Consider the following 12,627-nt stretch of genomic DNA (forward strand, 5'->3'; position numbering starts at 1 on the left):
CTTACGTCCGGCTGATGGACAGGTCGCAGGGTGTGGGGCTTGCCGGGATGTACGAGTACCCGACGGCGCCCCGGGCGATGGCTGTGGGCGCGGGCCCGGCGGTGCCGGCCTGGGGCGGGACAACGGCGAGCGAAGCGGTCTTGGCCAGCGGGATGCAGGGCGCGCCGGCTTCCTGCGCGCCCGGGCAGCCGGAACTGCAGGATTCTGCGGCCGAAAAAGTTGGTCTTGCGGCCTGGTATCCGGCAGCGGCGCCGTGAGCCTGTCCTGAGCCCTGTTCGACGGCTGGGTGTTCGACGGCGGGGTGCCCGGCCAGGTGCCCGACGGCGGGGTGCCCGCCTGTGTCCCCGGCGAGGGAATGCACGACGGCGGCGTCCCCGGCGGAGTGCCCGCCGGGGAGTTGTGCAGCGGCAGGTTGTGCCGCCTGGGGTTGGACGACGGCGGCGTGCCCCGCGTGCGACGAGTGGGCGGTCATGACGTGCATTCCGAAGATCCCGGCCACGATGGCCAGGACGGCAGCCAGCAGTCCCGCGCGGAGGAGTGCGGCCGACAGGACGCGGGTGCGTGCGGTCATGCTGCTTCCTCCTTTCTGCGGAACAGGTTGCTGCGGAACAGGTTGCTGCTGGACTGGTTTCTGCCGGACCGGGTCTTCACCAGGGCCGCTCCTGCACGTTCAACGTACCTCGGACGGGTTGAGTTTCACCCGCCGGAGCAGTTGGGCGTTCAAAGCCACCACGATAGTGGATGCGGACATCAGGACCGCGCCCGCGGCCGGGGAGAGGACCACGCCGGCGAACGCCAGGACGCCTGCGGCCAGCGGCACGGACAGGATGTTGTAGCCCGTGGCCCACACCAGGTTCTCCCACATCTTGCGGTAGCTGGCCCGGGACAGGTCCACCATGGACAGCACTGCGCGCGGATCGTTCCCGGCCAGCACCACCCCGGCAGACTCCATGGCGACGTCCGTGCCGGCGCCGATCGCGATGCCCACCTCGGCGCGTGCCAGCGCCGGCGAGTCGTTGACGCCGTCGCCCACCATGGCCACTTTCAGCCCGCGGGCCTGGAGCTCGGCCACCTTCTTGTCCTTGTCCGCCGGCAGGACTTCCGCGAACACCTCATCGATCTTCAGGTCCGCGGCCACGGCCTGCGCCACCTGCCGGGCATCGCCCGTGATCATGCCGACCTTCACACCGCGGTTCTGCAGGGCAGCAACCGCCTGCCGCGACTCCGTCCGCACCGCATCCTCGAGGCTGACGGCCCCCAGCACGCGGCCGCCGTCGTCAATGACATGCAGGACGGCAGCGCCGCGGTCCATCCACCCGCCGGTGGACCGGGCCAGGGCGGTGGGTTCGACGGCGCCAAGCTCGCGCAGGAGCGCGGGCCCGCCCACGTGCACGGTGCGCCCGTCCACAGAGGCCCGGACGCCGCGGCCGGTCAGCGAGGTGAAGCCGGCGGCGGCAGGCAGGGCCAGGTTGCGTTCCCGGGCTGCGCGGACGATGGCCCGGGCCACAGGGTGCTCGCTGTCCGACTCGACCGCGGCGGCCAGGGCCAGCAGCTTGTCTGCCCCCACCCCGTCAGCGGACGCAACGTCCACCAGCTGGGGCTCGCCGGTGGTGAGGGTGCCGGTCTTGTCGAAGAGGACCACGTCGATGGTCCGCATCCGCTCCAGCGCCATCCGGTTCTTGATCAGGACCCCGGCGCGGGCAGCCTGCTCCGTGGAGATGGCTATTACCAGCGGGATGGCCAGGCCCAGTGCATGCGGGCAGGCGATGACCAGGACGGTGACGGTGCGGGTCACGGCTTCCGGGATGCTGCCCATCAGGGTCCACGCGGCAAAGGTGATGACGCCTGCGCCGGCAGCGAAGTAGAACAGGAAGGCCGCGGCACGGTCGGCCAGCGCCTGGGCCCGAGAGGACGATGACTGCGCCTCGGCCACCAGGCGCTGGATGCCGGCGAGTGCCGTATCCTCGCCAACCGCCGTCACCCGGACGCGGACGCTGGTATCCGTGGCGACTGTTCCGGCCACCACGGGATCGCCCGGGCCGCGCGGCACGGTCTTCGATTCGCCGGTGATCATCGACTCGTCGAATTCCGCCTGCCCGTCCACCACCGTTCCGTCGGCCGGCATGCGGCCGCCGGAGCGGACCAGGACCAGGTCGTCGGGCCGGAGTTCGGAGACGGGAACGGTTTCCGTTCCGGTGCCTGTGATCCGTTCGGCTTCGTCGGGCAGCAGCGCGGCGAGGGCAATCCAGGGCGCCCCGGGCCGCCCCCAGGGCGCGAATCTCGATCCAGTGGCCCAGCAGCATGATGGCCACCAGCAGCGCCAGCTCCCACCAGAAGTCCAGGTCAAACCCGCCCAGGCCCAGGCTGGTAACCCAGGAGGCCGCAAACGCCACGGTGATGGCCATGGCGATCAGGAGCATCATGCCCGGCCGGCGGTCTTTCAGCTCCTGCAGCCCGCCCTTCAGGAACGGCTGGCCGCCGTAGAGGAAGATGACGGTGCCCAGGACGGGCGGGATCCAGGCTGATCCCGGAAAAGCGGGCACCATGTAGCCCAGGATGTGGCCCACCATGGGGCTGAAGTAGACCACGGGGACGGACAGCGCCAGCGTGAGCCAGAACCTGTTCTTGAACATGGCCGTGCTGTGCCCGGCGTGCTGCCCGTGGGTGTGGACGGCGTGGTCGTCGTCGTGGCGGGCGTGGCCGCCCGGCCCGCCGGCAGCCGGGGGAGCCGCGGGTTTGGTGAGGGTCCCGCGTGAGGGGCCGTCGTCGTGATGGTGCATGTGCTGGTGATCCTGCAGGTGTTCCATATGTTCCTCCTTGGAGGACGCCGCAGCCGGGGCCATCAGCCCCGGCGGGAAAGTCAGTTGGAAGCCAGGGAGTACCCGGCCGAGGTGACGGCCCGCCGGACCGCCGCGTCCGAAACGGTGCCTGTCACGGTGAGGCCGGAACGGCCGCCCGGTACGAGGTCAACGGATGCCGATTCAACGCCGTCAAGGGCGGAGACGGCCTTCTCGACGGTCTGGACGCAGTGGCCGCAGGTGAGGCCCTCAACGGCGAACGTCCGCCGGGAGCCTGTGCCGGCGTCGGAAATTACGACGGCGGCTGGCGCCTTGTGTGCGTGTGCGGCAGGGGAGCAGCAGCTGCAGCCGGCACTGGAGGCCAGGGGGAGCGCGGTCCGGTTTTCAATGTCAAACATGTCAGTTCCATTCCTTGTGAAGGATGATTCCTTGCTGGAGTAGCAGGGTGCTGGGGTTGAACGGCTGTGATGGCGGTGCGGGCACCGGCCGGGACATACCACTTCACTGACAACACCTTGAATATACCCCTAGGGGGTATAGCGGTCAAGCTCTTTGCCTGTTCCCCGGCCGGGGGAAAGGGGCTATGGGCACTATCCGGCGCGTCTCCGGGCGGCAATACTTGGAGCAGTGCGTGCCGACGGCCCGCGGACGACTGCTACAAGGGGGGTGGCCCGTGACGGAACTCCGTGGCCCTTACACCTACTCAAGCGCGCTGGGGGACAGCCCCTGCGGTGCCGGAACCTTCCACGTGGATCTTGGGTCGGGGAAGATCCACTGGTCCGACGGCATGTTCCAGCTGCACGGATACCGGCGGGGCGAAGTTGTGCCCACCCTCGAACTGCTGTTCTCCCACAAGCATCCCGAGGACAGGCCCCGGTGCGAGGAGATTGTTGCGCAGGTTGTCCGGACCGGCGGCTACTTCTGCATGTACCACCGCGTTATCGATGCCCAGGGGCGGACCCGGCGTGTTCTGACCTCCGGCGACGGGATCGTGCACGACGGCAGGGTCACAGCCCTGGAAGGGGTGATGATCGACCTCACCGCGACGCTCCAGCGCGAAACCGAGCAGACGGCGCGGGATGCGGTGGCCGGGGCGACCTCCACCCGCACGGTGATTGACCAGGCACGCGGCATCCTCATGGGCCAGCTGAAGATGGGGTCGGAGGATGCCTTCCAGATGCTGGTCAGCACCAGCAGCCACCGGAACGTGAAGCTGGTGGTGGTCGCCGCGGAGCTCGTGCAGCTGGCCAACTCCGCGGAATCGCGCAACTACCTGGAAACGGCTGTGAAGGCCATTGCGATGGACGGGCAGCGGAAGCCGGTTCGCCAGCGGGCCGGCTAGCAGGTTTCCCGGGACACGCGGCCCGCTGGGATAAAGCGCGAGCCGCTAGTGGTGTTCCACCCAGCACGCCAGGATGGTGGTGGACAGCTGGTAGGCCAGGGCGTTGCGGCTGACGGCATCCGGACCCACGGTTCCCGGCAGGCCTGATGCGTCCACCTGCAGCACGAAGTTGTCCTTCTGGAACACTGCTGAGCCGTCAGCGGTCTCGTAGGCAGGAAAACCGAGGTTGGCCAGTCCATCAATGGGCACGGCGCCGACCGCAAGGGCTTGCATGGCGTCGAAGTACGTCAGCGCCGCCGCCTGGTCCGGCGCCTCCCTGACGGAGATTTCCAGGGCGCCCTCGTCCAGGTGGTAGATGCACGTGAAGGTGCTGTCCGCCCATGTTTCGACAGTATGGGGGGCATCCCCAAGGTCAAGGATCGCAGTGAGCCGGTCCATCGGCTGGTCCCCGCACACCATCCTTGCTGCCTCGCTGGGTCCCCTGCTGGCGTCCCGCGGGGACGCGGGGCCGCCGCCGTGGTGCCCGGCGTGGCCGTCCTGCTGAGGCGAGGGCGAGGCACCCGATGGCGCGGCGGCGGGGGCAGGGGTGTTCGACGACGGCGCTCCCGCCCCGGCTTCCGTCGACCCCGCCGCCGCCGCGCAGCCTGCGAGCAGCAGGGAAGAGAGTGCCAGGGCGGCGAACAGTGGGAAGCGTTTAGTCATGGCTCTTCCGTCCTGGCCGCATCCGTTCCGGATCCTACGGCCGTAGGTGGGTGTTTGCCTGGAAGCGGGTCAGGCTTTGAGCTTGGCATAGATCACGTAGTTGTCGTCGAAGAGCCCGGTGGCGGGATCGTAGCCATCGCAGGTGATCAGCCGCAGTTCGGGGCCGGAGGTGTTTCCGTAGACCTCCAGCGTGGGGAAGCTGTCCTTGCCGTAGAGCGCACCGCGGTCAACGGTGAAGACGGCCGTGCTGCCGTCAGCGCGGGAAACGGCGATGTCCATCCCGGGGACCAGCTTGCGGAGGTCCGCGAAGACGCCGCCGCGTCCGTTGGGCGAGTTGACGTGGCCCAGAATGACGGATGGTCCGCGTTCGCCAGGGGTGGGGGATCCGTTGTACCAGCTGGCCGGGGCACCGTTCCCGCTGTCCTGGGGGACCTCAAGTGATCCGTTCTCCCGCAGGCCGAGTTTCAGGAGGTCGGTCCGCACTCCGATGGCAGGTATTTCCAGGGTAACCGGCTCGGACCGGGCCAGGGCCGCAGGTCCTGCGGCAGGAGGCACGGCCGCTGCGGGGGTGGACACGGAAGGTGCCGCTGCAGCCGGGGCGGGCGGGGGAGAGTCGACGGCCGCGGAAGGTGGGGCGCCGGCGTCGGACGTTCCGGTCATGCCGGAGCCGCAGCCGCCCAGGGCCAAGGCGAGCAGAAGCCCGGCCGCCGTGGAGGCCCCAACGCCCCCGCGGCGGCCGGAATTCGTGTCAGTCACGGTGATCCAGTCAGCCTGTAGTTACGCGGCTGATCCGGAGTTGCGGCGGCGTGCCACGTAGGCGCCGCCGGCGAGGGCAGCCAGGGCGAGGCCACCGCCCGCCGCGAGGGCTGCGGTGCCGGTGCCGGTTTCCTGGGGAATGCCGGTGTCAGCGCCGCCTGACGGCATCTTCATCTGTCCGGCCACCAGGGTCCCGCACAGGGCCGGGGACGTGGCAGCCAGCGGGAGGGTGGGTGCGAGGTCGCTCTTTGCCGCCTGGCCGGCTGCGCTGAGGGTTGCGGGGTCAAGGCCGTGGACCACCACCACGGCGGTGCCTGCCTGGAGGGCCGCCTTGGTCTCGGCATTCAGTTCAAACGTGCGGTCGACGGTGTATGCGGCGCCCTGGCCGCCGACCTTCAGGTCAAGGCCTGCGGCGGGGCTGGTGTCGCCGCTGGTGGAAAGGGTGGTGACGATGCCGCCGTAGGACGGGGCGCCCTCGGTGGTGGAGATGACCTGGTCGCCGTCCTTGTCGGCAGAAGGGCCCGGGCAGGTTCCCTGGGCTCCGCCATGGATGTGCTGAACGTGCGGGTACGGGGCATCCATGAAGGTGGCGGGCAGGCCCGAAACCTTGAGGACAACGTGGGCCTGGTTGCCAGTGACATCAAGGGTGATGCTGCCCGAGCCTGCGCTGCCGTTGATCTGGCCCAGGGTGGACTGGTAGTGGTTAGCGCCGTCCTGGGCCATGGCTGGGGCTCCGGAAAGGGCAAGGGCCCCCAGAGCGAGGGTGGGAACAGCGAGGTAACGAAGTGTCTTGTTCATCGGAAAGCATCTCCTCATACAAGTGACATGGTTGTCCCAGTTGAGGGACAGGAGTGATTCGGCGCCGCTCCTGTTTCGGATGGGAAAAAAGTGAAATGGCGCACAGTGCAGCCCCTGTAGGATGGACAAAGGTGCGCCGGGAAGTCTGGTCGGCATGATTTTGTCGAACCCAGATGCCGGGAGCCCCTATGAACCATCCCTCGCCGATTACGCCCCCTTCTCCGCCACGGAAGCCCGCGGTCTTTTCCCGCGGCAGCTACGCGGAGGCGCTCCGGATCGGGGAGATTCTCCGCAAGGAAACAGTGGGCGGGGCCCTGCTGGTCTCCGCTGCGCTCATCGCCCTCCTCTGGGCCAACTCGCCGGCGTCGGACAGCTACTTCGCCCTCCGCGATTTCAAGGTGGGCTACGAGCCCTGGCACCTTGACCTCAGCCTCGGCGCCTGGGCAGCGGACGGACTGCTGGCCATCTTCTTCTTCCTGGTGGGCCTGGAGCTCAAACGCGAGTTCGTTGCCGGGGATCTTCGCCAGATCAGCAAGTCGATAGTTCCTGTTACCGCAGCCGCGGGCGGCGTGCTGGTTCCGGCGCTCATCTACGCGGCAATCAACTTCACCAGTCCTGAAACCCTGCGCGGCTGGGCCATCCCCACGGCCACGGACATCGCCTTCGCCGTGGCTGTGCTGGCCATTATCGGCTCACACCTGCCCAGCGCACTGCGGATCTTCCTGCTGACGCTGGCTGTGGTGGACGACCTCATCGCCATCACCATCATCGCGTTCTTCTACACCAGCGACCTGCAGCCCGTGCCGCTGCTCCTGGCCCTCATTCCGTTGGCCATCTATGCGTTCCTGGCCCAGAAGTTCCGCTACTTCTTCGGCCGCAAGGTCCTTGCATCCTGGTTTATCCTGCTGCCCCTGGGCGCGGTCACCTGGGCGCTGGTGCATGCCTCAGGCATCCACGCCACCGTCGCCGGGGTCCTGCTGGGCTTCGCCATCCCCGTCATCCGGTCACAGGCCGGCGGCGGCCCGGAGGCAGGGCCAGGCCTGGCGGAAATCTTCGAGCACCGGTTCAGGCCCATTTCCGCGGGCATCGCGGTACCCGTCTTCGCGTTCTTTTCCGCCGGCGTGGCGGTGGGCGGCCTGGAAGGACTGGCTTCAGCGCTCGCGGACCCGGTGGCCCTGGGCATCATCGCGGCGCTTGTACTGGGCAAACCGATCGGCATCCTGGGCACCACGTGGGTCCTGACCAAGGCCACCAGGGCGGAGCTGGACACCTCGTTCAAGTGGATCGATGTCTTCGGCGTGGCACTCCTGGCCGGCATCGGCTTCACGGTGTCCCTGCTGGTGGCCGAGCTGAGCTTTGGGCAGGGCACCCTGCAGGACGACCATGCCAAGGTGGGCATCCTGGCCGCGTCCCTGCTCGCCGCCCTGCTGGCCACGGCCGTGCTGAAGACCCGGAACCGGCACTACCGGGTGGCCGAAGAACTGGAAAAGGTGGACGCCGACCAGGACGGCATCCCGGACGTGTACCAGGGCAGGGCCTAACACCAGCAAGGGGTCACTTCGCGCCCAATTGACCGCTCGGTCAGGGCGCGGCGTGACCCCGCGTTGGATATGGCCGTGGGGAGGCCTTAGCGGCGTACTGAACTCCGGCGGCCGGCCACCGCTTCAGCCGTTCCCACCAGGAGCACCGAGGCGATGACGGCCACGATGAAGCCCAGGAAGTTCAGCTCGAAAATGTCCCCGGTGCCCAGGAGCGAAGCCACCACGCCGCCGATGACGGAGCCCGCAAGGCCCAGCAGGAGGGTGGCCAGCAGGCCCAGGTTCTGCTTGCCCGGCTTGATGAGGCGGGCAAGTGCGCCGATGATGAGGCCTGCAACGATGAATCCGATCACGGTGTGCTCCTTCGGGGTGGTTGCGGGCGGGTGACGCCCGTACTGCCGCAGCGGTGCCGCAATGGGTCCATTCTATGCACGCGCAGGTGCCGTCCCTTTGGCCGGGACGGCACCGTCACAAGGGCGGAAATCAGGCCGGGGCCAGCGGCTTGGCCTGCTCCTCCACCTGCCGGATCTCCAGTGCCTCAGGGTCCAGCAGCTTCCGCGCGCCCGTCCTCGCGTCCAGGATCCAGAACAGTTCCAGGGCGGGTACGACGTCGGTCACCCGCCCGCGGTGGAATAGCTTGCCGTTGTGCCACGCCTCGATCTGGTCGCCGATCCGAAGCTGGCCGGTGAGAACTTTACGTGCCTCCATGATGCGCCTCCTGCTGTTGTGTCCCCGTATGCACAGCATGCCGTGGCAAGGTTGCTGAATTGTTTCAATCGAGTATTTTTCCTGTGACCTTCGGGGGCCGGGGCGGGTGCCGGCTGGAGGCCTGGCCGGCGGCGTGTAAAGGAACCATTAATAAACGGTCCCTCCTTGCTCCGCCGCTTTTGCCCGGTGCTAGCTTCGGCATGAACCAGTGCAGTGGCAGCGTGGAAGGAAATGCCATGACCACGTTGAGCAGGCCGCCAGCTGATCCCTCCGCGCCGCGGCCGCGGGGAATGCAAGCCTTCAGGCTGTGGCTTCTGTTCGGGCTCCAGGACAGCAAAGGCACCCACCTTGGCCCCGGCGTGGCGGCGTCCTCCCACGGGAAGGTCCATCCGTGGTGGCAGGTCATGTGCCTGACGGGTGTCGACTATTTTTCCACCCTTGGCTACCAGCCTGCCATTGCCGCGCTCGCTGCCGGCGTCGTTTCGCCCGTCGCCACAATGGTGCTGGTCGCCGTGACGTTGCTGGGTGCCCTGCCCGTCTACAGGCGGGTCGCCGTCGAAAGCCACCACGGGGAAGGCTCCATCGCCATGCTCGAGCGGTTGCTGCCCAGCTGGGGCGGCAAGCTTCTGGTCCTGGTCCTGCTCGGCTTCGCCGCCACCGACTTCATGATTACCATGACCCTCTCCGCTGCAGACGCCACCGCCCATGTGATTGAGAACCCGGTTGTGCCGGACTGGCTGCACGGACAGAACGTCCTTGTCACCCTGTTCCTTCTGGCGTTGCTGGGCGCCGTCTTCCTGCGCGGTTTCAAGGAAGCCATCGCCGTCGCGGTGGTCCTGGTGGTCCTGTACCTCGGTTTGAATGCCGTGGTGGTGGGCGCCTCGCTGGTTCAAATCTCCACCCAACCGGTCGTCGTCGGCGACTGGTGGGCCACCCTGCTGACTTCCCACGGGGACCCGCTCATGGCGGTGGCAGTCGCGCTGATTGTTTTCCCGAAATTGGCGCTGGGGCTTTCCGGCTTCGAAACCGGCGTTGCGGTCATGCCCCAGGTCAGGGGCGACGAGAACGACACCGAAGAACATCCTGCGGGCCGTATCAAGGGAACGCGGCGGATGCTTACCGGCGCCGCGGCGATCATGAGCGGGTTCCTCATCGCCACCAGCTTCATCACCGTCGTCCTGATTCCGGAGCAGGAATTCCAGCCCGGCGGCCAGGCGAACGGGCGTGCCTTGGCCTACCTTGCCCATGAATACCTCGGCGTCGGCTTCGGGAGCATCTACGACATCAGCACCATCGCCATCCTGTGGTTTGCCGGCGCCTCTGCCATGGCAGGCCTGTTGAACCTGGTTCCCCGGTACCTTCCCCGTTACGGCATGGCCCCGGGGTGGGCCAGGGCCGTGCGCCCGCTTGTGCTCGTGTTCACCCTTGTCAGCTTCCTCATCACTTACCTCTTTGACGCCGACGTCGACGCGCAGGGCGGCGCGTACGCAACCGGCGTCCTGGTGCTCATGACGTCCGCAGCGGTCGCCGTCACGCTGTCCGCGCAGCGAGGGGGCCGCCGGGGACGCGCCCTCGGGTTCGGCGCAATCGCCCTGGTTTTCACGTACACCACCATTGCAAACGTCTTCGAACGCCCCGAGGGCATCAGGATCGCCGGGGTTTTCGTTCTCGGCACCATCGTGATTTCCCTGCTGTCCCGCGTCGGGCGCTCCTTTGAGCTGCACGCAACCCGTGTCCACCTGGACCAGCAGGCCCTGGAATTCATGTCCAGCACCCTCGAAGGCCCCATCGCCATCATCGCCCACGAGCCTCTGCGGAAATCGGCAGAGGCTTACCGGCACAAGCTCGCCTCAGCCATCGACGTCAGCCACCTGCCCGTCGAACACGAGCCGCTGTTCCTTGAAGTGATCGTCGATGACTCCTCCGATTTCGAAACGGAACTGTTTGTCCGCGGTGTGACCCGCCACGGCTACAACGTCCTCGAAGTCCACGGGCCCGTGGTCCCGAACACCATCGCCTCCGTCCTGCTCCACATCAGGGACGTCACCGGGCTGATGCCGCACATCTACTTCCGCTGGACGGAGGGCAACCCGATCACCAACCTTCTGCGGTTCCTGTTTCTCGGGGAAGGCGAAATCGCTACAGTCACCAGGGAAGTGCTGCGGGAAGCCGTTCCGGACGTCACCAGGCGCCCCTGGGTCCATGTCGGGTGACGGTAAGCGACGCGCGGACTTGCCTGGCGGGGGACGGTTGTCACTCCGGGGAGCCCCGCGGATCAGCTCATTCGCCGCCCCGGCCGGCAGGTCGGGCTCGGTGGACGGGAGGGAAAGAAGGCCCCCCGGTATGCCTGGACCTCATACTCGCTCGACCAGCTTTTCACTGATCTGGACCAAAGAGGCACCGGCCGCCCGAGCGTCCTGGATCAGCTGTTGGAGTGCCTGGTCATGGGTGATGCCGTGGCGTTCCATCAGCACCCCGCAGGCGCGGTTGATGGTGTCCCGGCTGGCCAACGTGGCTTTGAGCTGTTCGGACATCCGAAGCGGCGCCTCGCTGCCTTGGATGTGGGCCACAAGAGTCGCCGCTGCTCCGGCGAACAGGGCCAGGGTGCGGCCGCGGTCTTCGTCATACTGCCCGGGCAGGGCTGAATAGATTTTCAAGGCTCCGATCGAATCCTTTCCTGCCAGCAGCGGCGCGCTGGCCACGGAGCGGACGGGCAGCCCGGCAACGGCCGAGGCCCAGCGGGGCCACCGCCCGTCCGTGTGGACGTCGTGCACGATGACCACTTCTTCCGCTGCCCACGCCATGAGGCACGGGCCCTCACGCAGTTCGTACTGCGCGGCGTCGGCCTGCCTCACCACGGCATCCGTGGAGCCGCTGCTGATCAGGCCGCCGGCCGGATCCAGGAGCGAGGCCCCTGTTCCGGGTGCGCCCGGCATGGTTTCCTTGATCGCCTGGGCCAGAAGGCTGACCGCCCTGTCAGCCTTCTCCTGGCTCAAGAGCAACCCGCGGATGCGCGCCACAGCCGCGGTCAGGTCGTCGAGGGGAAGGCGGCTCACTCGGCCACCTCCTGGCTCCGCCCGGGCGGCATCACGTGGCAGCCGGGTCGCTGTAGAGGCAGACGGGGGCCCGGGCCGCCGTCGCTGGACGGATCGAAAACCGCGGCGTGGTCAAGGAACTGCTGGAAGTGCGAGGTTGCCATGGTGGGCCCATTCCGCTTCTGCACCGTGTGCCGCCGGTTTACTACAGCGACTGCTCCGGGAGGCCTGTGCAGGGGGCCGGGAGGGGACTGGAAATGGATCCCGTCACACTCCCGAGATTACGCGTCACAAAAGGGGAAGTACAGGCGAGCACCGCCCGGTGGCGGCCATGGAGAGTGCACCGGATGCAGCGGCGGGGGCTTGCAGAGGCCTTGATCCCGGGCAAGCCTTCCCGGGCATTGGTAAGTGTGCTTTTATATTCTTCTTTGGCGGTAAGCAAAGCCCGTCACCCAGCGTGCTGTTGCCCCGCCGACACAACGGAGGGCGCTGCCATGAATGATCCTTTGATTGAGGCTATGCACCATCACGAGCCGATGAGTGACCCGCTCGAAGAGGTCCACCTGCGCCTGGCCGTAGCCGCATCGGACATAGCCGAGTTGCGGGCGGAGATAGCCCGGCTGGACCGGAGCCTGGATGATTCGCGGCGGGTGAACCAGAGGGCCGCTGAGCTGCTGGACCTGGTTTACGAGCGCCTCGCACAAGGCTGGGGCACATCGGGCCGGGCGGGCGCGCCGGCCGTTCAGGATTCCTCCCCCCTGTAGGGGCCAGGGCGCCGAAGTTCCAAGGACGACGGCGATGGGCGCCGCGAGCATTGATGGCGCCGCGCAGGCAAGCACCACCACCTGGAACCGGCCCGCCTCTAATGCCTTGCAGCAAGAAAGGTGGGGGGGCCCCCGCGCCCCCCCCACGGCCGCGACGGCCAGGAGCAGCAGCAGGAAAAGCGCCGT

At 67.7% G+C, this 12,627-nt stretch carries 12 protein-coding genes and 1 pseudogene; 4 read left to right on the forward strand and 9 right to left on the reverse strand.

The annotated features are described in order from the left end of the window. Nucleotide 1 precedes the first annotated feature (1 nt). The 3 genes and pseudogenes from PV768_RS06200 to PV768_RS06210 form a co-directional block, all read right to left on the reverse strand. Entirely contained in the window at nt 2–571 is a 570-nt protein-coding gene (locus tag PV768_RS06200; RefSeq protein ID WP_421092551.1) for a hypothetical protein, read from the reverse strand. 99 nt (nt 572–670) lie between these two features. After that, nucleotides 671–2,843: pseudogene (locus PV768_RS06205) on the reverse strand (heavy metal translocating P-type ATPase). A gap of 17 nt (nt 2,844–2,860) precedes the next feature. Next, nucleotides 2,861–3,196, reverse strand: coding sequence for a heavy-metal-associated domain-containing protein (locus tag PV768_RS06210; protein ID WP_421092552.1), 336 nt, complete (start codon nt 3,194–3,196; stop codon nt 2,861–2,863). 275 nt (nt 3,197–3,471) lie between these two features. On the opposite strand from PV768_RS06210, the gene PV768_RS06215 reads away from it, so the two are divergent. Next, on the forward strand, nt 3,472–4,140 hold the full coding sequence (locus PV768_RS06215) for a PAS and ANTAR domain-containing protein (protein ID WP_421092553.1): 669 nt from the start codon (nt 3,472–3,474) through the stop codon (nt 4,138–4,140). Between the two features lie 45 nt (nt 4,141–4,185). Here PV768_RS06215 and PV768_RS06220 read toward each other — a convergent pair whose 3' ends face one another. From PV768_RS06220 to PV768_RS06230, 3 genes are all read right to left on the reverse strand, one after another. Further along, a complete protein-coding gene (locus PV768_RS06220) occupies nt 4,186–4,842 on the reverse strand; it encodes a hypothetical protein (RefSeq protein ID WP_421092554.1) in 657 nt (218 codons plus the stop codon). A 69-nt stretch (nt 4,843–4,911) separates the two neighbouring features. Then, complete coding sequence (locus PV768_RS06225; protein WP_323056786.1) at nt 4,912–5,598, reverse strand: sortase domain-bontaining protein; 687 nt, start codon at nt 5,596–5,598, stop codon at nt 4,912–4,914. Between the two features lie 21 nt (nt 5,599–5,619). After that, nucleotides 5,620–6,396 carry a CHRD domain-containing protein gene (locus PV768_RS06230; protein ID WP_157241351.1) on the reverse strand — a complete coding sequence of 259 codons (777 nt, stop codon included), beginning with the start codon at nt 6,394–6,396 and terminating at the stop codon, nt 5,620–5,622. 188 nt (nt 6,397–6,584) lie between these two features. On the opposite strand from PV768_RS06230, the gene nhaA reads away from it, so the two are divergent. Further along, complete coding sequence (gene nhaA, locus PV768_RS06235) at nt 6,585–7,937, forward strand: Na+/H+ antiporter NhaA (protein ID WP_421092555.1); 1,353 nt, start codon at nt 6,585–6,587, stop codon at nt 7,935–7,937. 86 nt (nt 7,938–8,023) lie between these two features. Here nhaA and PV768_RS06240 read toward each other — a convergent pair whose 3' ends face one another. Further along, entirely contained in the window at nt 8,024–8,287 is a 264-nt protein-coding gene (locus tag PV768_RS06240) for a GlsB/YeaQ/YmgE family stress response membrane protein (RefSeq protein ID WP_139030225.1), read from the reverse strand. 130 nt (nt 8,288–8,417) lie between these two features. Beyond that, nucleotides 8,418–8,642 carry a hypothetical protein gene (locus PV768_RS06245; protein WP_421092556.1) on the reverse strand — a complete coding sequence of 75 codons (225 nt, stop codon included), beginning with the start codon at nt 8,640–8,642 and terminating at the stop codon, nt 8,418–8,420. A 236-nt stretch (nt 8,643–8,878) separates the two neighbouring features. Here PV768_RS06245 and PV768_RS06250 point away from each other — a divergent pair, with 236 nt between their 5' ends. Next, nucleotides 8,879–10,855, forward strand: coding sequence for an amino acid transporter (locus tag PV768_RS06250; protein ID WP_421092557.1), 1,977 nt, complete (start codon nt 8,879–8,881; stop codon nt 10,853–10,855). A gap of 141 nt (nt 10,856–10,996) precedes the next feature. Here the strand turns inward: PV768_RS06250 and PV768_RS06255 are convergent, their stop codons facing one another. Further along, a complete protein-coding gene (locus tag PV768_RS06255; RefSeq protein ID WP_421092558.1) occupies nt 10,997–11,698 on the reverse strand; it encodes a GAF and ANTAR domain-containing protein in 702 nt (233 codons plus the stop codon). Between the two features lie 515 nt (nt 11,699–12,213). On the opposite strand from PV768_RS06255, the gene PV768_RS06260 reads away from it, so the two are divergent. Continuing rightward, the gene (locus PV768_RS06260) at nt 12,214–12,441 is read left to right on the forward strand and encodes a hypothetical protein (protein WP_421092559.1); all 228 of its coding nucleotides are present in this window, start codon (nt 12,214–12,216) and stop codon (nt 12,439–12,441) included. Nucleotides 12,442–12,627: the final 186 nt, after the last annotated feature.

Origin of the sequence: Pseudarthrobacter sp. CC4, assembly GCF_048957775.1 — a bacterium.
In the GTDB taxonomy this organism is placed as follows: Bacteria; Actinomycetota; Actinomycetes; order Actinomycetales; family Micrococcaceae; genus Arthrobacter.